We start from the raw sequence: 19897 nt of genomic DNA, 5'->3' as shown, positions 1-19897 counted from the left end.
TTAAAGAAGGACAAGAACTATGCGTAAGACAATTGCAGCGTTGGCCCTGAGTCTGCTGGCCGCCCACGTGATGGCCGCGGTATCGCCTGAAGAAGCCGCCAAGCTCGGCACCAGCCTGACCCCGGTCGGCGCCGAAAAAGCCGGCAACGCCGATGGCTCGATCCCGGCCTGGACCGGCGGCATTCCGAAAAACGCCGGCGCGGTGGACAGCAAGGGCTTTCTCGCCGACCCGTTTGCCAGTGAAAAACCGCTGTTCGTGATCACCGCAGCCACCGTCGACAAGTACAAAGACAAGCTCTCCGACGGCCAGGTGGCGATGTTCAAGCGCTACCCCGAGACCTACAAGATCCCGGTGTACCCGAGCCACCGTACGGTCAACCTGCCGGCGGATATCTACGAGTCGATCAAGCGCAGCGCACTGAACGTCAAGGCGATCAACGACGGCAACGGCCTGGAGAATTTCACCGGTAACCGTTACTACGCGTTCCCGATTCCCAAAAACGGCGTGGAGGTGTTGTGGAATCACATCACCCGTTACCACGGCGGCAACTTGCGCCGCATCATCACCCAGGCCACGCCACAGACCAACGGCAGCTACACGCCGATTCGCTTCGAAGAGGAAGTGGCGGTGCCGCAGGCCATCCCCGATATCGACCAGGCCAAGGCGGCCAACGTGCTGAGCTATTTCAAGCAATCGGTCACGGCGCCGGCGCGGCTGGCCGGCAACGTGTTGCTGGTGCACGAAACCCTCGACCAGGTGAAGGAGCCACGCCTGGCCTGGATCTACAACGCCGGCCAGCGCCGGGTGCGGCGGGCGCCGCAGGTCTCGTATGACGGGCCGGGCACCGCCTCCGACGGCCTGCGCACCACCGACAACTTCGACATGTTCTCCGGCGCGCCCGACCGCTATGACTGGAAGCTGGTGGGCAAGAAGGAGCTGTACATCCCTTACAACAGCTACAAGCTCGATTCGCCGACCCTCAAATACGACGACATCATCAAGGCCGGGCATATCAACCAGGACCTGACCCGCTATGAACTGCATCGCGTCTGGGAAGTGGTCGGCACCGTCAAGCCGAGCGAACGCCACATCTACGCCAAGCGCCACATGTACATTGACGAAGACAGCTGGCAAGTCGCCCTGGTGGACCACTACGACGGTCGCGGCCAACTGTGGCGCGTCGCCGAAGGCCATGCGCAGTTCTATTACGACCACCAGGTACCGGCCTACACCGTGGAAACCCTGTACGACCTGATCGCCGGGCGTTATCTCGCGTTGGGCATGAAGAACGAAGAGAAAAGCAGCTTCGTCTTCGGCTTCGCGGCCAAGGCAGCGGATTACACCCCAGCCGCGCTCAGGTCCGAAGGCGTGCGCTAAAGATCATTCCCACGCTCCCGCGTGGGAATGCAGCCCGTGACGCTCTGCGTCACCTGTGCGCGGCGGTTGGCGGGACGCGGAGCGTCCCAGGAGGCATTCCCACGCAGAGCGTGGGAATGATCATTCGGGGGCCCCCTCCCACATTGGGTTTTGCGCATATCTTTCAATCACCCCGCTGAATACTTCTTCAACAACCGCCCACCACAGGACTAGGGTTGCATCACAATAAAAAAGCAGGATGCAGCAATGACCGCCATGACACGCTGCCTGGACCGTCCTGGATTCATGCCCCGGCTGTCCGCTCACCATCTGCTGCGCCCGCGCCTGGCCGCGCCTTTGCTCGCGGCACCGGCGCGGGTGAAGCTGCTGTGCGCGCCGGGCGGCAGTGGCAAAAGCGCGTTGCTTGCCGAGTGCGCGTTGCAGGCGCCGCCCGGGTGCCAGGTTCACTGGTTGGCGCTCAATGGCGTGGTTGCATGCCCCGTGGACTTCTCCCGGCGCCTGGCCCACAGCCTTGGGCTGTCTTACACCGATGAAGCGACGTTATTGCTGGACCTGGGGCGCTGGCAACACACGGCGTGGCTATTCCTCGACGATTTTTGCCGGCTGCCCGCGCCTGCACTGGACGCCTTGCTGGACCGGTTGCTCACCGCCAGCAGCCCGGCGCTGACCTGGTGGCTGGGCGCGCGGCGGCGGCCGGCGTGCAATTGGCCGCGCCTGTTGCTCGATGACGAATTGTTGGAGTGCGGCAGTACCGAACTTTCGTTCAGCGCGACGGAAATCCAGGCGTTGCTCGGCCCAGGGCAGAGCGTCGACCACATCATGCAATTCAGCGCCGGATGGTGCGCCGGGGTGCGTATTGCGCTGCTCGGTGACGGCCATCCCGATAAAACCCTGCTCGATTATCTGCAACACGAAGTGTTCAGCAGCTTGCCGGCGGAATTGGCCGAAGCCTGGCGGGTGCTGGCCAACCTGCCGCGCTTCAATACCGGCCTGTGTGAACACCTGTTCGGCTCGGGTGACGGCGCTCAGTACCTGCGCGAGCTTCAAGCGCTCGGTGCGTTTATCCAACCCTGGGAAGGCACCACCGATTGGCTGCACATTTTTGCGCCCCTGGCGCGTTTGCTGCGCGAAGAACCCTGGCCGGCCAAGCGCGCCTGGCACCGGCGCGCGTGCCAGTGGTTCAGCGCCGAGCAGGACTGGCAGGCGGCCTTCGAACAGGCGCTGCTGGCGCAGGAATATGAGGGCGCAGTGAGCCTGTTGCAGCACTTCAGTTTCGAAGACTTGTTCCGCGGGAAAAATGCTGTGCTGCTGTTGCGCCTGCATGAGCAGCATGGCGATGAACTGATGCTCGGCTCGGCACCGCTGGTGGGCCTGGTCACGGCGGCACTGCTGTTTGCCGGGCGGTTCGAGCAGGCGGCGGTGTGCATCGACCAGTTGGCTCGATTCTCGCCGCGACCGACGGCGGCGGCGCAGCGGCATCTGGTGGCGCGCTGGCAGGCGCAAGTCGGCTGGTTACTGCACCTGAGCGGCGATGCCGAGGGTTCCCGCGAGCATTTCCTCGAGGCCCTGCAAGCCTTGCCCGAGAGTGCCTGGACGTCACGCCTGATGTGCCTGTCGGGCCTGACCCAGCAGGCCATGCTGCGCGGTGAGCTGGACGTGGCCCAAGCGCTGAATCGCGAAGCGCTGTGCCTGGCCCGCGCACACGGTTCGCTGGTGCTGGAAGCCTTGCTTGAGTTGGATCACGCCCAATTGCTGGAACAACGCGGCGCGCCTTACCGGGCGCAGAGTTTGTTGGAAAGCGTGCAGGCGATGCTGGTCGAGCAACGCTTGCAGGCTGGGCCGCTGATGGGGCGTATCGCCCTGCGACGTGGGCATCTCGCCTTGCGCCAAGGGCAGGACGCCTTGGCGCATGAGTGTTTCGAGGCTGGTTTGAACATCTGCCTGCACAGCCAGGACAAGCGGGTGCTCTACGGGTTTCTCGGGCTGGCGCTGCTGGCGGCGAATCGCGGTGATTACGCCCAGGCGTTTATACAGTTGCGCGATGCCGAGCGGCTGATGCAGCAGCGTCACGTCCCCGACCTGGTGTACCGCGCGGTGCTGTTGTTGGTCAGCGCGCATTTCTGGTTGCAGCAAGGGCGCGCGGAGTTGACGGTGCAAGCGATGCGCCGCGTGTTGCGTCACTTCCATGGGCCCTGCGCCAAGCAGGCGCCGCCGGCCACGCTGGAATTGATCCCGCGTCTTGAGTACCTGTTGGTGCTGGCCGAGGTCAGGCTGGGCTGCGCCGAACACCCGCTCGAGCGGCTTGGCGCTTTGCTCGACAGCACCCGCCAACGCGGCATGCTCTGCCTGGAAACCGAACTGCAGTTGGTGCTGGGGGAGGTGGCCTGGCGGCTGGGCGAGCCGGCGCGGGCGCGACTGGCCCTGCAAGCGGGCCTGGAATTGGCGGCGCGTTGCCAGGTGCAGCAGGCGGTGCGCGAGTTGCGTTTGCGTGCGCCGGGGTTGCTCAGTGAGTTGGGGCTGGAACCGCAAGCCGCGCCAGTCGGCGCCACGCAAAATCCGCTGAGCCTGCGCGAGCTGGAAGTGCTGCAGTTGATCGCCCTGGGCAACTCCAATCTGGAAATTGCCGAGCGCCTGTATATCTCCCTGCACACCGTCAAGACCCATGCGCGGCGTATCCACAGCAAACTCGGGGTAGAGCGGCGCACCCAGGCAGTGGCCAAGGCCAAGACGCTGGGTTTGATGGGCTAGGTGCGAAAGGCCTGGCGATAGTCCCCAGGTGCCGCCCCTATGGCTTGGCGGAAGCGCTGGTTGAAATGGCTGGCACTGGAGAACCCGCACCGCCAGGCAATCTCACCCACGGCCAGGGCGCTGTCGCGCAACAGCGCCCTGGCACGGGCCAGCCGGCGCGCCAGCAGGTATTGGTGGGGTGGCAGACCGAAGCTTTGCCTGAACATGCGGGCGAAATGGTATTCCGACAGCGCGCACAGGCCGGCCAGTTGGCCGAGGCTGATGGCGTCCTGCAGGTGATGGTCGATGTACTCCACCAAGCGCCGTCGCTGGTGCGCGGCCAGCCCACCTTTGACCCGCAGGCCTTCGCGGGCACCGACCTGGCTGAGCAGGGTGTGACTGAGCATTTCATGGGCCAGGCTACTGGTCAGCAGGCGCTCACCGGGCTCCTGCCAGTTGAGGGCGATCAACTGGTGAAAGCGTGCGGCCAGGCTGGCGTCCTCGAGGAAGGTGCTTTCGCGCAGTTGCAGTTCACGGGGTTCGCGGTCGAGCAGGGTGACGCAGCCGAGGGCGAATTGTTCGGGGCTGAAATAGACATGGGCCAGGCGAATCTCGCCATTGATCACCCAGGCCGATTGATGCTCCGCCGGCAGGATGCACAGTTTGTCGGGGCCGCCCTTGGTGCCCGGTTGGTCACGGCGAAAAGTGCCGGTACCGCCGCCGACGTAGCATGACAAGGTGTGATGGCTGGGCGCCTGGTAATCCTGAGCATCGTGGTGGTTGCTCCACAACGCCGCAGACAAACCGTCACCGAGCTCGGCGCAGGCTTCCAGGCGTGCGTTGGGCGAGCGGTTAAGGGCTTGAAAGACGTGCAGCGATTGCAGCTCTGGCATGGTGTGTTCTCCGACGTTTTGCATCCTACTCCGCCGTCATGGCGCTGTGATCCCCGCCCCCTGAAAAAGCGCAAGAATGTGCAAGAGCGTCGCACACGGAAAACGCGACACTGTGGCTCACTCACCGGAGCCCGCTATGAACCTTTTCCTGTATGTACTCACTGTACTGATCTGGGGCACGACCTGGATCGCGCTCAAATGGCAGTTGGGCGTGGTGGCGATTCCCGTGTCGATCGTTTACCGCTTCGCCTTGGCGGCCCTGGTGCTGTTCGTGCTGTTGCTGCTCAGCCGCCGGCTGCAGGTGATGAACCGGCGCGGGCACCTGATTTGCCTGGCCCAGGGCCTGTGCCTGTTCTGCGTCAACTTCATGTGTTTTCTGACCGCCAGCCAGTGGATTCCCAGCGGCCTGGTGGCGGTGGTGTTTTCCACGGCGACCTTGTGGAACGCGCTGAATGCCCGGGTGTTTTTCGGCCAGCGGGTCGCGCGGAATGTGTTGATGGGCGGCGGCCTTGGCTTGCTCGGCCTGGGCTGTTTGTTCTGGCCCGAATTGGCAGGGCACGCCGCCAGCCCACAGACCCTGCTCGGCCTGGGCCTGGCCTTGCTGGGCACGCTGTGTTTTTCGGCGGGCAATATGCTCTCGAGCCTGCAACAGAAAGCCGGGCTGCGGCCCTTGACCACCAACGCCTGGGGCATGGCCTATGGTGCGGCGATGCTGGCGGCGTATTGTGCGGTGCGCGGTATTCCGTTCGAGATGGACTGGAGCACGCGTTACATCGGCGCCTTGTGGTACCTGGTGATTCCAGGCTCGGTGATTGGCTTTACCGCCTACCTGACACTGGTCGGCCGCATGGGGCCGGAGCGGGCGGCGTATTGCACCGTGTTGTTCCCAGTGGTGGCGCTGAATGTATCGGCCTTTGCCGAGGGTTATCAGTGGACGGCACCGGCCCTGGCGGGGTTGGTGCTGGTGATGTTGGGTAATGTGTTGGTGTTTCGCAAGCCGAAGGGTGTGAGCCCGGTCTTCAAGGCAAAGGCAGTCTAAATGTGGGAGGGGGCTTGCTCCCGATAGCGGTGGGTCAGCTGTAAATGTGCTGGCTGACACACTGCCATCGGGAGCAAGCCCCCTCCCACATTGACCGGGTTGACCCTGGTTATTTTATGCCAAGGCGCTTGGCCATGCGGCCAAGGTTGGCGCGGTCCAGGCCCAGTTCTCGGGCGGCGCCGGCCCAGTTGTGTTGATGGCGTTCGAGGCAGGCGTTGATGATCTGGCGCTGGTAATGCTCGGTGGCCTGGCGCAGGTCGCCGGTGACGTCGCGGGCGACAGCGGCCGGTGCTTCGATGGCGGCTGCGCTGACATCAGGCAGGTCCAGATCCGCCGCGCTCAGGCTGAGAATCTTCGGACGTTCGCGGCAATGCCCCAGGGCTTTGAGCGCACTGCGTCCGATCAAATGTTCCAGCTCGCGCACATTGCCCGGCCAGTCGTAGGCCAGCAGCGCCGTCTGGGCATCGCTGGTCAGGCGCAGGCTGCCCAGGCCCATGCGTGAGCGGTTGTGTTCCAGAAAAAAACCGGCCAGCAGCAACACGTCGCGCCCGCGTTCACGCAACGCAGGCACTTGCAGTGGGTAGACGCTCAAGCGGTGGTAGAAGTCGGCGCGGTAGCGGCCATGGCGCACTTCTTCGGCCAGGTCGCGGTTGGTGGCGGCAATCAGGCGCACATCCACCTGATGCTCTTTGTCCGACCCCAGGCGCTGCAACTGGCCGCTTTGCAACACCCGCAGCAGCTTGGCCTGCACGCTCAGCGACAGCTCGCCGACTTCATCCAGAAACAGCGTGCCGCCATTGGCCAGTTCGAATTTGCCCCGGCGCTCATTCAGTGCGCCGGTGAAGGCGCCGCGTACATGGCCGAACAGCTCGCTTTCCACCAGGGTTTCGGGCAGCGCGGCGCAGTTGAGGCTGATCAGCGGTTTGTCGGCACGCGACGACGCGGCGTGGATCGCCTGGGCGACCAGCTCCTTGCCGACCCCGGTTTCACCGGTTATCAGCACGGTCAGGTCACTGCCGCCCACCAGGTTGATTTCCTCGACCAGGCGCTTGTGCGCCTTGCTCTGGCCGATCATTTCCTTGTGCTGCTGGCCGCTGGCCTGGCGGTAGATCTCGGCGCGCTGATGTTCGTCTTCGGCGCGCAATGCCAGGCGCTCAATGCGCTCGGCGACGTTGACCGTGGCGGCGGCGAGGCTGGCGAAGGCTTGCAGGGCGTCGAGTTCGACCCGTTCGAAGCGCTCGGTGTCGAGGGCGTCCAGGGTCAGCAGACCCCACGGCTGGTCGTCGATAAACAACGGGCAGCCCATGCAGTCGTGGACTTCCAGGTGCCCGTGCAGACCCTCCACCAGGCCGTCGTAGGGGTCGGGCAATTCGCTGTCGCTGTCAAAGCGGGTAGGGCCGGGGCTGCTCAGCAGCAGCGCAAAGCGTGGATGTTCGCTGATCTTGAAGCGCCGACCCAAGGTATCGGCGCTCAAGCCATCCACGGCCAGCGGCACCAGCCATTCGCCCTCCAGGCGCAGCAAGGCGGCGGCATCACATGGCAGCAGGGCGCGCATGGCATGCAGCAAGCGTCGATAGCGCTCGCCTTCGGGCAAGTCCCGTGACAGGTCGGCTACGAGGGGCAGCAGGGTGGTGAGCAGCGAGTGTGCAGTCATAATGACTCCTTGTAGTCCTTATGACTATAAGCTGTAGGAAGTCATTCTGACTACGCTGTATTTAAGTTACTGAAAAACATGGGTTTATTAGTTGGCACGATTACTGAGTACCTGAGGGCAACGAATGAAAAGACCCAGGAGTCTCCCATGCTGAGCGCCCAAGACCGTGCCATCGTCAAATCCACTGTGCCCCTGCTGGAAAGCGGTGGCGAAGCGTTGATCACCCATTTCTACCGCATGATGCTGTCCGAATACCCCGAAGTTCGCCCTCTGTTCAACCAGGCCCACCAGGCCAGCGGCGACCAGCCGCGCGCCTTGGCCAATGGCGTGCTGATGTACGCGCGGCATATCGACCAGTTGGACCAGTTGGGTGACCTGGTCGCCAAAATCATCAACAAGCACGTGGCCTTGCAGATCCTGCCGGAACACTACCCGATCGTGGGGGCCTGCCTGCTGCGGGCGATCTCCGAAGTGCTGGGCAGCGAGATTGCCACGCCTGAGGTGATGAGCGCCTGGGGCGCGGCGTATGGGCAGTTGGCGGATATCCTGATCGGTGCCGAAGCGGCTATCTACGACGAAAAAGCCCAGGCGCCCGGCGGCTGGCGCGGTGCGCGGCCGTTCCGGTTGGTCAAACGCGTGGAGGAGAGCAACGAGATCACCTCATTCTACTTCGCCCCGGTGGACAACGGCCCGATCCTCAGCGCTGCTCCCGGCCAATACATCGGCATGAAGCTGGTGCTCGACGGCGAGGAAGTCCGTCGCAACTATTCCCTGTCGGCCCTGAGCAATGATGGCCTGTACCGCATCAGCGTCAAGCGCGAAGCCGGTGGGCGAGTGTCCAACTATTTGCATGACCAGTTACACGTCGGCGCGACCCTTGACCTGTTCCCGCCCTCGGGCGAGTTCACCCTGGCCGCCAGCGACAAGCCGCTGGTGCTGATCAGCGGCGGGGTAGGCATTACCCCGACCCTGGCGATGCTCGAGGCGGCCCTGGCGACCGAGCGCCCGGTGCACTTTATCCACTGCGCGCGCAACGGTGCGGTGCATGCGTTCCGGGACTGGGTAGACGCGCTGGCGGCGAGGCACCCGCAGCTCAAGCGCTTCTACTGCTATGCCGAGGATGACGGCGTAAGCCCGGCGGCGGACAAGGTCGGCCTGCTGAGCCAGGATCAACTGGCGGCGTGGCTGCCCGAGGCGCGCGACATCGATGCGTACTTCCTGGGGCCCAAGGGGTTCATGGCAGTGATCAAGCGCCATCTCAAGGCCCTTGGCGTACCCGAGAAACAAAGCCGCTACGAATTCTTCGGCCCGGCTGCGTCGCTGGAGTAGGTTCTTCGCAGCAACAGTGAACCAGTGTGGGAGGGGGCTTGCTCCCGATGGCGGTGGGTCAGCTACACATAAGCTGGCTGATCCACTGCTATCGGGAGCAAGCCCCCTCCCACATTTAGCTGTTCATTTTTCCTGATTAATCCGTTGTTAACTCCTCTCTGTTTTAACGGGTGCCTGTGTGTAAACTTGTTGCCATTGGCACAAACAAAGGAAAACGGGGATGAGTGACGAATTGCGTTTGGGCAGGGAGCGGCGCTTTCTGGTGTTGCTGGGCATCATCTGCCTGGCGCTGATCGGCGGAGCGCTGTACATGCAAGTGGTGCTGGGCGAAGCGCCGTGCCCGCTGTGCATCCTGCAACGCTATGCCTTGCTGTTGATCGCGATCTTCGCGTTCCTCGGCGCTGCCATGCGCAGCAAGGGGGCGGTCACGTTCTTTGAAGGGCTGGTGGTCCTCAGCGCCCTGGGCGGTGTGGCCGCTGCCGGTCATCATGTGTACACCCAGTTCTTCCCTCAGGTCAGCTGCGGCATCGATGTGCTGCAGCCGATCGTCGATGACCTGCCCCTGGCCAAAGTGTTTCCCCTGGGCTTTCAGGTCGATGGTTTCTGCAGCACGCCCTATCCGCCGATCCTCGGCCTGTCCCTGGCGCAATGGGCGTTGGTCGCGTTCGTGCTGACGGCAATCCTGGTGCCCCTGTGCATCTATCGTAATCGTCACCCCAAAGCCTGAACCCGTTCACTAAAACGCCCCGGTCTCCTTGAGTGAAGGCCGGGGCGTTTTTGTGTGTAGGGATTTGTGAAAGAGCCGTGACGAGCGGCAATGAATAGTGCGCGCAGCGTGCGACATGTTGTCACACGGAGGCTGTCGCAGGGCATTTCTGAATGGCCGAACCGGCTGCCGAATTTGCATCCGGGGCACAAAACGTGCTGTCAATTCGTGGTTTGAAAGACACCGCAGGGCGCGTGAGGTTTGAGCCCATGAGCGCTCTGCAAATGCCTTGTTTTATGGGGACTTTGCCACGTTTGCCATGCCCTTACACAGCGTAAGGGGAGTGGCAATCTGCCCAATAACAGCGCAATTTTTGTGGTTTTTGTTGAGAATTGAACGCGATAACATCGCGAACCCTTGCAGGAATGGTGAAGTATTATTGCTGTAATCGATAAAAATTATTTCTTTATCAGACATGGTTTATACATCGCTAGCTAACTACAATCGCCCGCACTGAATGTCCGGTGCTGTTCAATATTTGAGCATTGGAGCGGTCGAGGAGCAGATGGAAGGCTCTGTGCGATCCCAGGTTCCGGCAGCCTTTCAACTTTCCGCACCAAATGGAATTGGTCTGTAACAAGGCCTTTAGCCACGAAATCGAATAAGAACTCACCGCAGGTCCGTGCGACGTACAGCTATGACGTAACGGGCAGGCTCTTATTCAATCGAAGAGAAATGCCAACCCTTGGCAGGGTGAAGTGTTGGCGATCAAAACCCAACTGCATTGCGCAAGCTGCTTTAGAGGTCGTGAGATGAGTAAAAACAGGTACCCCCGATTACTAGGCTTTTTGCCGCTGCTTGGCATGATGTTAATGCTGGGAGGCTGCAAGTGGACCTTGCTCGACCCAAAAGGACAGGTCGGTCTGGATGAACGAAACCTGATCATCACCGCCACCCTGCTGATGCTGCTGGTCGTGATCCCTGTGATCATCATGACCTTCGCCTTCGCCTGGAAATACCGCGCGTCCAACACCAGCGCTACCTACGCGCCGAAGTGGTCGCACTCCACCAAGATCGAAATCGCGGTGTGGCTGGTCCCGATCCTCATCATCATTGCCCTGGGTTATGTGACCTACAAGTCCACCCATGCACTGGACCCGTACCGTCCGCTGGAATCGGACGTCAAGCCGATCAACATCGAAGTGGTCGCGCTGGACTGGAAGTGGCTGTTCATCTACCCGGACCTGGGTATCGCCACTGTGAACCAGATCCGGTTCCCGGAGCACACTCCGCTTAACTTCAAGATCACCTCCGACGCCGTGATGAACTCGTTCTTCATCCCAGCCCTGGGCGGCCAGATCTATGCGATGGCAGGCATGCAGACCAAGCTGCATCTGATCGCCAACCAGAAAGCTGAAATGGAAGGCATCTCCGCCAATTACAGCGGCGCTGGCTTCACCGGCATGAAATTCAAAGCGATCTCGACGAGCCAGGAAGAATTTGACGCCTGGGTAGCCGAAGTCAAGGCCGCACCTAAACAGCTTGATCAAGCTGAATACGACGCCCTGACCAAACCAAGCCAGAACAACCCTGTCGCCCTGTACTCCGCGTTTGAGCCGAACCTGTTTCAGAAAATCGTCGACAAGTACGAAGGTATGAAGCCAGGCAAGCCGGTCAAGCACGAGAAGAAAGAAGTGGCCGTGGTTGAAGGTTCTGACACAGGCGCGCATTCAACTGCTGGGGCAGAGGAGTAAACGATGTTTGGTAAATTAAGTTGGGACGCGGTCCCTTTCCACGAGCCGATTGTGATGATTACCATCGCCATGATCGCGCTGGGTGGTCTGGCACTGTTTGCGGGTATCACCTACTTCAAGAAGTGGACCTACCTGTGGACCGAGTGGCTGACTTCGGTCGACCACAAGAAAATCGGCGTCATGTACGTCATCGTTGCCATGGTCATGCTGCTGCGTGGTTTTGCCGACGCCATCATGATGCGTACCCAGTTGGCCATGGCCACCGAGGGTTCGCCTGGCTACCTGCCGCCTGAACACTATGACCAGATCTTCACCGCCCACGGTGTGATCATGATCATCTTCATGGCGATGCCATTCTTCACCGGCTTGATGAACCTGGCCTTGCCGCTGCAGATCGGTGCGCGTGACGTTGCCTACCCGTTCCTGAACTCCCTGAGCTTCTGGCTGCTGGTATCCGGCGTGGTACTGATCAACGTGTCCCTGGGCGTCGGCGAATTCGCCAAGACCGGTTGGGTTGCGTATCCGCCATTGTCGGGCCTGCAATACAGTCCGGGCGTGGGTGTGGACTACTACATCTGGGCGCTACAGTTATCAGGACTCGGGACGACATTGACGGGGGTCAACTTCCTGGCCACCGTGCTGAAAATGCGCGCCCCTGGCATGAAACTGATGGACATGCCGATCTTCACCTGGACCTGCACCTGGGCAAACGTGCTGATCGTGGCTTCGTTCCCGATCCTGGCCGCTACCATGGCGCTGCTGTCGCTTGACCGTTACCTGGATTTCCACATTTTCACCAATGAACTTGGTGGCAATCCAATGATGTACGTGAACCTGTTCTGGGCATGGGGTCACCCTGAGGTGTACATCCTGATCCTGCCAGCGTTCGGTATCTTCTCCGAAGTGATCTCGACCTTTACCGGCAAGCGTCTGTTCGGTCACCACTCGATGGTTTATGCATCGGGCGCGATCTCGGTACTGGGCTTCATGGTGTGGCTGCACCACTTCTTCACCATGGGTTCGGGGGCCAGCGTCAACGCCTTCTTCGGCCTGGCGACGATGCTGATTTCCATCCCGACGGGGGTGAAGCTATTCAACTGGCTGTTCACCATCTACCACGGTCGTCTGCGCATGACCAGCCAGGTCCTGTGGACCCTGGGCTTCATGGTGACCTTCGCCATCGGCGGCATGACCGGCGTACTGCTGGCCATCCCGGGTGCTGACTTCGTACTGCACAACAGCCTGTTCGTGATCGCTCACTTCCACAACGTGATCATCGGTGGTGCGGTATTCGGCTACATCGCTGGTTTCAGCTTCTACTTCCCGAAAGCGTTCGGCTTCAAGCTGCACGAAGGTTGGGGCAAGGCTGCATTCTGGTTCTGGATTTCTGGCTTCTTCGTCGCGTTCATGCCGCTCTATGCACTGGGCTTCATGGGCATGACCCGTCGTCTGAACGCCACCACCAACCCTGAGTGGGTGCCGTACCTGTACGTCGCCATGTTCGGTGCGGTGATGATCGCTGTGGGCATCGCCTGCCAGCTGATCCAGCTGTACGTCAGCGTGCGTGATCGCAAGCAGAACCTGTGCGAATCGGGCGACCCGTGGAATGGCCACACCCTGGAATGGTCGACCTCGTCGCCACCGCCGTTCTACAACTTCGCCGTGATTCCTACCGCGAACACCATCGATGCGTTCACCGAAGCCAAGGAAGACGGTACTGCGTACCAGCAACCCAAGCACTACGAGCCGATCCACATGCCAAACAACACCGCCACTGGCGTGGTGATGGGTGCGCTGTTGACCGTGTTCGGTTTCGCGATGATCTGGCACATCTGGTGGCTGGCAATTGCGAGCCTGGTGGGCACTATCGGTTACTTCATCATTCACGCTGCCCGTGATGATCAAGGCTACATGGTGCCGGTCGAAACGATCGAACGCATCGAAGCCGAGCAGCACGCTCGCCTGGTAGCCGAGAAGAAGATCCCGGCCAACCGTGTAGAAACCTCGTTGGAACAGGCTTAAACCATGTCGAACTTAGTGACCAATGCTGGACACGCCCATGTCGATGACCATGGGCACGATGACCATCACCACGACTCGGGGCCAATAACCGTCTTCGGTTTCTGGCTCTACCTGATGACCGACTGCATCTTGTTTGCGTCGATCTTCGCGGTGTACGCGGTACTGGTAAACAACGTAGCGGGTGGCCCGTCGGGCCACGACATCTTCGAACTGCCTTACGTGCTCGGCGAAACCGCCTTGCTGTTGTTCAGTTCGATCACCTACGGCTTCGCCATGTTGGCCTTCTACAAAGGCAACAAGAAAGGCGTGCTGAGCTGGTTGGCACTGACCTTCCTGTTCGGCCTGGGCTTCATCGGCATGGAGATCAACGAGTTCCACCTGCTGATCTCCGAAGGCTACGGCCCGCACCGTTCCGGTTTCCTGTCGGCGTTCTTCACGCTGGTCGGTACCCACGGTCTGCACGTATCCGCCGGCCTGCTGTGGATGGCGGTGATGATGTATCAGGTCAATAAACACGGCCTGACCAACACCAACAAGACCCGCCTGAGCTGCCTGAGCCTGTTCTGGCACTTCCTGGACGTGGTCTGGATCTGCGTATTCACCGTCGTTTACTTGATGGGGACTCTGTAATGGCTAATGCACACTCCCATGACAGCCACGATTCAAGCCACGGCAGCGTAAAGTCTTACGCCATCGGCTTTATCCTGTCGGTCATCCTGACCCTGATCCCGTTCGGCCTGGTGATGTACCCAACCCTGCCGAAGTCGATCACCTTGATGATCGTGTTGGCGTTCGCGGTGATTCAGGTCCTGGTTCACCTGGTGTACTTCCTGCACCTGGATCGTTCCAAAGAGCAGCGCGAGAACGTGATTGCGTTCGTGTTCGCAGGCCTGGTGATTGTTCTGCTGGTTGGTCTGTCGCTGTGGATCATGTTCAGCATCCACACCTACATGATGGCGAAGTGAGGTAAGACCCGATGTCGCTTAAGCACTTTATCCAAATCACCAAACCGGGGATCATTTTCGGTAACGTGCTTTCTGTGGCGGGCGGTTTCTTCCTGGCCTCCAAGGGACATGTCGATCTGGCCATCTTCCTGGCTGCAATGATCGGCACGTCCCTGGTGGTAGCTTCCGGATGCGTGTTCAACAACTGCATCGACCGTGACATCGACGTCAAGATGGAGCGCACCAAGAATCGCGTGCTGGTCCAGGGCCTTATCTCCCTGAAGCTGGCACTGATTTTCGCGACCGTCCTAGGTGTTGCGGGCGTGGTGTTGTTGTACAAAGTGGCCAACCCGTTGGCGGCGCTGTTTGCCGTAATCGGTTTTGTCATCTACGTCGGCCTCTACAGTCTCTACCTCAAGCGCAAGTCGGTACACGGCACGCTGGTGGGCAGTCTGTCGGGGGCGATGCCGCCGGTGATTGGTTATGTGGCTGTAACCAATAGCTTCGACATGGCCGCGCTGGTGCTGCTGGTGATGTTCAGCCTGTGGCAGATGCCGCATTCCTACGCCATCGCGATTTTCCGCTTCAATGACTACCTGGCTGCGTCGATTCCGGTTCTGCCGGTCAAGCGTGGCATCCAGGTGGCCAAGAAACACATTCTGCTCTACATCCTGGCCTTCCTCGTGGCGACCCTGATGTTGACCTTCAGTGGCTACGCCGGCATGAGCTACCTCGCCGTAGCCGCGGCCATGGGCATGTACTGGTTGTACATGGCCTGGACCGGCTACAAGGCGGTGGATGACACCGTCTGGGCGCGCAAGCTGTTCGTGTTCTCGATCTTCACCATCACTGCGCTCAGCGTGATGATGTCCCTGGATTTCCAAGTGCCGAAAGAGCTGTTGCTGACGTACGCGCCCTGAGTGGTCTGGCAGTGAAAAACCCCGCCTTCGAAAGAGCGCGGGGTTTTTTATTGAGTGGCCTTTAAACTATTCCCCATTCTTCGAAGGCAGGAAGCAAAGCAATGAGTAAAAAAGCCGTGATGGTGTTCAGTGGCGGGCAGGATTCGACCACCTGCCTGATCCAGGCGCTGAAGCTGTATGACGAAGTGCACTGCATCACCTTCGATTATGGTCAGCGCCATGTGGCGGAAATCGAAGTGGCCCAGAAGTTGGCCAAGCAATTGGGCGCCACCGTGCACAAAGTGATGGACGTGTCGCTGCTCAATGAACTGGCGATCAGCAGCCTCACCCGTGACAACATTCCGGTACCGACCGTGAACAGCTCAGGCGAAAGCCTGCCGAGCACCTTCGTGCCGGGGCGCAATATCCTGTTCCTGACCCTGGCCGCGATCTACGCCTATCAAGTGAAGGCTGAGACCGTCACCACTGGCGTGTGCGAAACCGACTTCTCGGGATATCCGGATTGCCGTGACGAGTTCGTCAAGGCACTGAACCAGGCGCTCAAGCTGGGCATGGAATACGACGTACGTCTCGACACCCCGTTGATGTGGCTGAACAAGGCCGAGACCTGGGCCCTGGCCGATTACCACGGGCAACTGGAGCTGGTGCGCGAGCAGACGCTGACCTGCTACAACGGCGTCATTGGCACCGGCTGTGGCGAGTGTGACGCGTGCAACCTGCGCGCCCGGGGCTTGAATGAATATCTGCAAAACAAGGCGGATGTGATGCAGAGCCTGAAGCACAAGTTGCAGTTGAAGTAATTCGATCCAGAGCCAAGTGAGGTCTACCTGATAGAGGACGATCAAAGTGTGGGAGGGGGCAAGCCCCGATGAGGCAGTGTCAGTGAATGCCTGTGTAACTGACACACCGCCATCGGGAGCAAGTCGAATCGTCGCACCGCCCCTCCCACATAAGTTTCGCGGTAGGGCCCTGAACCTGTGGCGGCTCAGGAGTCGAAGCCTCGCTGACTGACACCCCGCGTTCCAAATGTGGGAGGGGGCTTGCTCCCGATGGCGGCCTGACAGCCGACCAGGATGCTGAATCAGAGCGAGTACATATCCGTTGCTGCGGTAACGGCGGCTAATCCGGTGGTGCTAAATCGGGCGACATTCTCCTCGTCATACTCTTCTGTATGACCCGTACGAATCCCCCGTCCGCCTACAAGGAGTAGTCACCATGGTCAGCGTCAGTCGTCGATCCCTTCTCGCCCTGGGCGCGGCCTTGCCTGTGCTCGGGCATCTCGATTGGGCAGTCGCAAGCCCTGCGCCGGCGGCCTCTGACGATGTATTGCTCAACTACAACGAAAGCCCATATGGGCCGTCGAAAGCGGCGCTTGAGGCGATGCAGCGTGGTATTGCGGCAGCCGGGCGTTATCCCTACCCGCACATGTACGCGCTGGCTGCGCTGTTTGCCCAACAGCAAGGCATTAGCGAAGACAACGTGGCGGTGTTCGCTGGCTCCATGGCCGCGTTGCGCTATGCCGTATTGGCATTCACCCACCCAACCCGTGGCCTGGTGATGGCCACGCCGTCCTATGAAGTTCCGCGCCAGTCGGCCGAATCGAACAAGGCGCCGGTACACGAAGTCAGCCTCGATGCCCAGCATGCCCATGATGTACCGGCGATGCTCGCGGCTGATCCCCAGGCCGGCATGCTGTACCTGTGCAACCCCAATAACCCGACCGGCACCCTGACGCCGACCGAGGCTATCCGCCAGGCGCTGGTGAACAAACCCAAAGGCAGCGTGCTGGTGGTGGACGAAGCCTATATCGACTTCTGCGACGCCCCCAGTTGCGTGAGTTGGATCAAGGACCACGACGATCTGCTGGTACTGCGCACCTTCTCGAAAATTTACGGCATGGCCGGTGCGCGCCTCGGTTTGGCGATCGGCCATCCCTCGCTGTTGGAGCGCCTCGCGGTGTTTGGCGGCGACAATGTGCCGGCCGGTGCCAGCCTGCTGGGTGCCCATGCCAGCCTGGAAGACGTCAAGCTGCTGGGCCAGCGCAAGGCGCTCAATGCCGGCGAGCGTGACGAGACCATCGCTTGGCTGAAGGGCCGGGGCTATAGCTGCACGGCTTCCCAGAGCAATTGCTTCATGATCGACGTCAAGCAGCCGGCAGAGCAGGTGGTTGCGCGTCTGGCAGCACAGAATGTGCTGGTAGGACGTGTCTGGAAGGATTGGCCGCAGTGGGTGCGGGTGACGGTAGGCAATAAGCAGCAAATGCAGCGGTTTCGCGAGGTGTTTGCGACACAGATAGCCTGACCAGACACTGCTGCGCCTGCTCGCGGTCGGTTCAGCGCTGGAAGCACTGGACAAGGTTGGTAGGCATGTTTCATTCTTTCCCTGGTATAGAGGAATTTTCCTACGGTGTAGGTCGATTTTGATCGGAAGCTTACGGATTGAAGCACTCCGGTCAGGTCGCTAACCTCACCCGTTGTCACTCATCAGGGACGATAGTCATGCGAAGCGATGGTCAAGCCAATAACAATACGCTCATGCAGCCCACCGATGTGCGCCAATTGCTCGATGTTGAGCTGAGCCGACGCGGCCTCGGGCATTTCGAGGTCTATCAATGTGGGCCGACGCTGGATGAAGCGGAAATCATCACTAACTACCCCGACGCGCTGGACCGTGGTGACGCTGCAGATGACTTTTACCAACGCGGTCAATTGCTGTCCTTGTCCAAACGCCGCATAAAGCCGTTTTTCTGGAGCGATGAAAACATCCTCGCGCCCGCTGCAGACGCGGTCCCGGTGCCAGGGCCCTGTGCCCCCGTCGGCGAGGGCGCCAGTTTTATCGTGCATGGTAATCGGGGCTTCTATTCCATCCTCAACCTGTGCAGCTTTGGCGAACATCAACAGTTTCGCGAGCGAGTGCTGGCCAACAAAAGTGAACTGCAGATGCTGCTGGTCTCGGTTTACGACGAGGCGTTGGAAAGCAGTACCACCATGCCCCCTCCGGTTGTACCGGAAACCGTGCTGACACCCCGGGAAACGCAGGTGTTGTCCTGGACCAGTCAGGGCAAGACCTATAACGAAATAGCACTCCTGGTCTCAATGAGCCCGCGTACGGTCAAGTTCCATATGAAGAATATCTTCAGCAAGCTGAATGTGCCCAACGGCAAGTCCGCCATTCGCAAAGCCTTGCAGCTGGGCTATATCCGCGAACAGGCCTGATTCGCCGGTACTTCTTTTTCCATTGCCACGCCCGCCGATGATTTATTACCGGCGGGCGTGCGCGTGCGCGTGTGATTTGGCGCTACCTGTCTAAAAGGGCAGCTTGTTCACTTTCAAGCGGTGCTTTAGTTTTTTTGCAGCCAATGAGTTTAGCTCAGGCAAAAAAAACAAGAGCCGCAACATCCCAAAAAATCATCGTCGCTCTAGGCGATAGGCGTGTTGCAGCGTGCCGCTTAATTATGGAGTGATTATGCTGGTCGATAAAAACAAAGAGCCAGGTGGCCAAAACGCTGCGGGTATTTCCCGTGAAACCTTCGGGATGCTCAAGCACCTGTGCAAGAAAGATAACTACCATTGGGCCATCGCACTGGGTAAGGATTATTCAATCATCGCCTTTGCCATTTATCTGTCCGTAGGCGTCAGCTATTGGTTTTATCCCGTTTCGCTGTTTCTCATCGGCACCACTCAACGTGCCCTGGCGAACGTGTTGCACGAGTCAAGTCACAAACTGTTGGCGAAAAACCGGGCGATCAACTGGTTTGCCGGTACCTTTCTCTCGGGGTACCTGATCTTCCATCTTTACCAGTCCTACAGCACCTCGCACGTCAAAAACCACCATGTGCACCTGGGGCACCCGGAAAAAGACCCGGACTACAATTTCCATCTCAAGTGCGGCCTGTACGACCTCCAGCAAAGCGAGCGCGAGTTCTTCCTGAAGAACGTGGTGATGGCGTTATCGGGTTACCGCACCCTTCAATACATCAAGTACATCGTCAAGGACCGGCTCCAGGGCCAGGACGCACGCATCCGCAAGGAACGCGTGCTGATGTGGGCCTACTGGGCAGTGATTTTTGCAGTGGTTGCCTGGTTTGGCCTTGCGGTTGAACTGGTGCTGTTCTGGTTCGTGCCGCTGTTCACCACCGCCGTGGCCGTGGGCTGGATCATCGAGCTGGCCGAGCACTATCCGTTGCCCGCCGTTGAAAGCGAAAAGCTGCTGCTGACCCGTAACCGTAAAGGCAACGCGCTGGAAAACTTCTTTTTTGGCCGCCACGACGATAACTACCACCTTGTGCACCACCTGCACCCGTCGATTCCTCATTGGAACATGCGCAAGGCCCATAAGCTGCTGATGTCGCACCCCGAGTACGCACGCTGGGACAACCTGTGGGCGGGGATTTTTACCCGTGACCGGCATAGCCGCCACAAGGAAACCCTGCTCAGTTACGCGGCCAAATTCCGCGCCCACAAGATCGCCAACCACACCGACGATTCGAGTTTCGCACGTCGCATGCTCAACCAGTCCTACGGGGTTTAAT

At 60.1% G+C, this 19897-nt stretch carries 16 protein-coding genes; 14 read left to right on the top strand and 2 right to left on the bottom strand.

Annotated features, from left to right (window positions below; translation table 11 throughout):
* Positions 1-19: 19 nt before the first annotated feature.
* Both C4J86_RS21785 and C4J86_RS21780 read left to right on the top strand, forming a co-directional pair.
* Positions 20-1378 (top strand): DUF1329 domain-containing protein, encoded by a 1359-nt coding sequence (locus tag C4J86_RS21785; RefSeq protein WP_124364348.1) that lies wholly within the window; start codon positions 20-22, stop codon positions 1376-1378.
* 246 nt (positions 1379-1624) lie between these two features.
* Positions 1625-4126, top strand: a complete 2502-nt coding sequence (locus tag C4J86_RS21780) for a LuxR C-terminal-related transcriptional regulator (protein WP_124371804.1) — start codon at positions 1625-1627, stop codon at positions 4124-4126.
* On the opposite strand, the gene C4J86_RS21775 is transcribed toward C4J86_RS21780, so the two are convergent.
* Positions 4123-4998 carry a helix-turn-helix domain-containing protein gene (locus tag C4J86_RS21775; protein WP_124372474.1) on the bottom strand — a complete coding sequence of 292 codons (876 nt, stop codon included), beginning with the start codon at positions 4996-4998 and terminating at the stop codon, positions 4123-4125. The two genes, C4J86_RS21780 and C4J86_RS21775, sit on opposite strands and share 4 nt — an antisense overlap.
* A 136-nt stretch (positions 4999-5134) precedes the next feature.
* Here C4J86_RS21775 and C4J86_RS21770 point away from each other — a divergent pair, with 136 nt between their 5' ends.
* Positions 5135-6037, top strand: coding sequence for a DMT family transporter (locus tag C4J86_RS21770; RefSeq protein WP_124371803.1), 903 nt, complete (start codon positions 5135-5137; stop codon positions 6035-6037).
* A gap of 109 nt (positions 6038-6146) precedes the next feature.
* Here the strand turns inward: C4J86_RS21770 and norR are convergent, their stop codons facing one another.
* Positions 6147-7691, bottom strand: a complete 1545-nt coding sequence (norR, locus tag C4J86_RS21765; RefSeq protein ID WP_124371802.1) for a nitric oxide reductase transcriptional regulator NorR — start codon at positions 7689-7691, stop codon at positions 6147-6149.
* Between the two features lie 147 nt (positions 7692-7838).
* On the opposite strand from norR, the gene hmpA reads away from it, so the two are divergent.
* From hmpA to C4J86_RS21705, 11 genes are all read left to right on the top strand, one after another.
* Complete coding sequence (gene hmpA / locus C4J86_RS21760) at positions 7839-9020, top strand: NO-inducible flavohemoprotein (protein WP_124371801.1); 1182 nt, start codon at positions 7839-7841, stop codon at positions 9018-9020.
* 220 nt (positions 9021-9240) lie between these two features.
* On the top strand, positions 9241-9747 hold the full coding sequence (locus C4J86_RS21755; protein WP_124364343.1) for a disulfide bond formation protein B: 507 nt from the start codon (positions 9241-9243) through the stop codon (positions 9745-9747).
* Positions 9748-10538: 791 nt separating this feature from the next.
* A complete protein-coding gene (cyoA, locus tag C4J86_RS21745; protein ID WP_124359764.1) occupies positions 10539-11480 on the top strand; it encodes a ubiquinol oxidase subunit II in 942 nt (313 codons plus the stop codon).
* A gap of 3 nt (positions 11481-11483) precedes the next feature.
* Positions 11484-13502, top strand: coding sequence for a cytochrome o ubiquinol oxidase subunit I (gene cyoB, locus C4J86_RS21740; RefSeq protein ID WP_124364342.1), 2019 nt, complete (start codon positions 11484-11486; stop codon positions 13500-13502).
* A gap of 3 nt (positions 13503-13505) precedes the next feature.
* Positions 13506-14132: a cytochrome o ubiquinol oxidase subunit III gene (locus tag C4J86_RS21735; RefSeq protein WP_057723999.1), complete on the top strand. Its 627-nt coding sequence runs from the start codon at positions 13506-13508 to the stop codon at positions 14130-14132.
* Complete coding sequence (gene cyoD / locus C4J86_RS21730; RefSeq protein WP_003194051.1) at positions 14132-14467, top strand: cytochrome o ubiquinol oxidase subunit IV; 336 nt, start codon at positions 14132-14134, stop codon at positions 14465-14467. The genes C4J86_RS21735 and cyoD overlap by 1 nt, the downstream gene beginning before the upstream one ends.
* A gap of 11 nt (positions 14468-14478) precedes the next feature.
* Positions 14479-15366, top strand: a complete 888-nt coding sequence (cyoE, locus tag C4J86_RS21725) for a heme o synthase (protein WP_124364341.1) — start codon at positions 14479-14481, stop codon at positions 15364-15366.
* A 101-nt stretch (positions 15367-15467) separates the two neighbouring features.
* The gene (queC, locus tag C4J86_RS21720) at positions 15468-16166 is read left to right on the top strand and encodes a 7-cyano-7-deazaguanine synthase QueC (protein WP_124371800.1); all 699 of its coding nucleotides are present in this window, start codon (positions 15468-15470) and stop codon (positions 16164-16166) included.
* A 415-nt stretch (positions 16167-16581) separates the two neighbouring features.
* A complete protein-coding gene (locus tag C4J86_RS21715) occupies positions 16582-17667 on the top strand; it encodes a pyridoxal phosphate-dependent aminotransferase (protein ID WP_124371799.1) in 1086 nt (361 codons plus the stop codon).
* A gap of 197 nt (positions 17668-17864) precedes the next feature.
* Positions 17865-18581, top strand: a complete 717-nt coding sequence (locus tag C4J86_RS21710) for a LuxR C-terminal-related transcriptional regulator (RefSeq protein ID WP_124371798.1) — start codon at positions 17865-17867, stop codon at positions 18579-18581.
* A gap of 250 nt (positions 18582-18831) precedes the next feature.
* Entirely contained in the window at positions 18832-19896 is a 1065-nt protein-coding gene (locus C4J86_RS21705) for a fatty acid desaturase family protein (RefSeq protein ID WP_124371797.1), read from the top strand.
* Position 19897: the final 1 nt, after the last annotated feature.

It is taken from the genome of Pseudomonas sp. R2-7-07 (assembly GCF_003852355.1).
Lineage (GTDB): Bacteria > Pseudomonadota > Gammaproteobacteria > Pseudomonadales > Pseudomonadaceae > Aquipseudomonas.
This window is presented reverse-complemented; position numbering and strand designations above follow the sequence as displayed.

Coding starts and splice junctions, on each gene's coding strand:
- C4J86_RS21785 (WP_124364348.1), top strand. CDS start 20: ATGCGTAAGACAATTGCAGCGTTGGCCCTGAGTCTGCTGGCCGCCCAC.
- C4J86_RS21780 (WP_124371804.1), top strand. CDS start 1,625: ATGACCGCCATGACACGCTGCCTGGACCGTCCTGGATTCATGCCCCGG.
- C4J86_RS21775 (WP_124372474.1), bottom strand. CDS start 4,998: ATGCCAGAGCTGCAATCGCTGCACGTCTTTCAAGCCCTTAACCGCTCG.
- C4J86_RS21770 (WP_124371803.1), top strand. CDS start 5,135: ATGAACCTTTTCCTGTATGTACTCACTGTACTGATCTGGGGCACGACC.
- norR (WP_124371802.1), bottom strand. CDS start 7,691: ATGACTGCACACTCGCTGCTCACCACCCTGCTGCCCCTCGTAGCCGAC.
- hmpA (WP_124371801.1), top strand. CDS start 7,839: ATGCTGAGCGCCCAAGACCGTGCCATCGTCAAATCCACTGTGCCCCTG.
- C4J86_RS21755 (WP_124364343.1), top strand. CDS start 9,241: ATGAGTGACGAATTGCGTTTGGGCAGGGAGCGGCGCTTTCTGGTGTTG.
- cyoA (WP_124359764.1), top strand. CDS start 10,539: ATGAGTAAAAACAGGTACCCCCGATTACTAGGCTTTTTGCCGCTGCTT.
- cyoB (WP_124364342.1), top strand. CDS start 11,484: ATGTTTGGTAAATTAAGTTGGGACGCGGTCCCTTTCCACGAGCCGATT.
- C4J86_RS21735 (WP_057723999.1), top strand. CDS start 13,506: ATGTCGAACTTAGTGACCAATGCTGGACACGCCCATGTCGATGACCAT.
- cyoD (WP_003194051.1), top strand. CDS start 14,132: ATGGCTAATGCACACTCCCATGACAGCCACGATTCAAGCCACGGCAGC.
- cyoE (WP_124364341.1), top strand. CDS start 14,479: ATGTCGCTTAAGCACTTTATCCAAATCACCAAACCGGGGATCATTTTC.
- queC (WP_124371800.1), top strand. CDS start 15,468: ATGAGTAAAAAAGCCGTGATGGTGTTCAGTGGCGGGCAGGATTCGACC.
- C4J86_RS21715 (WP_124371799.1), top strand. CDS start 16,582: ATGGTCAGCGTCAGTCGTCGATCCCTTCTCGCCCTGGGCGCGGCCTTG.
- C4J86_RS21710 (WP_124371798.1), top strand. CDS start 17,865: ATGCGAAGCGATGGTCAAGCCAATAACAATACGCTCATGCAGCCCACC.
- C4J86_RS21705 (WP_124371797.1), top strand. CDS start 18,832: ATGCTGGTCGATAAAAACAAAGAGCCAGGTGGCCAAAACGCTGCGGGT.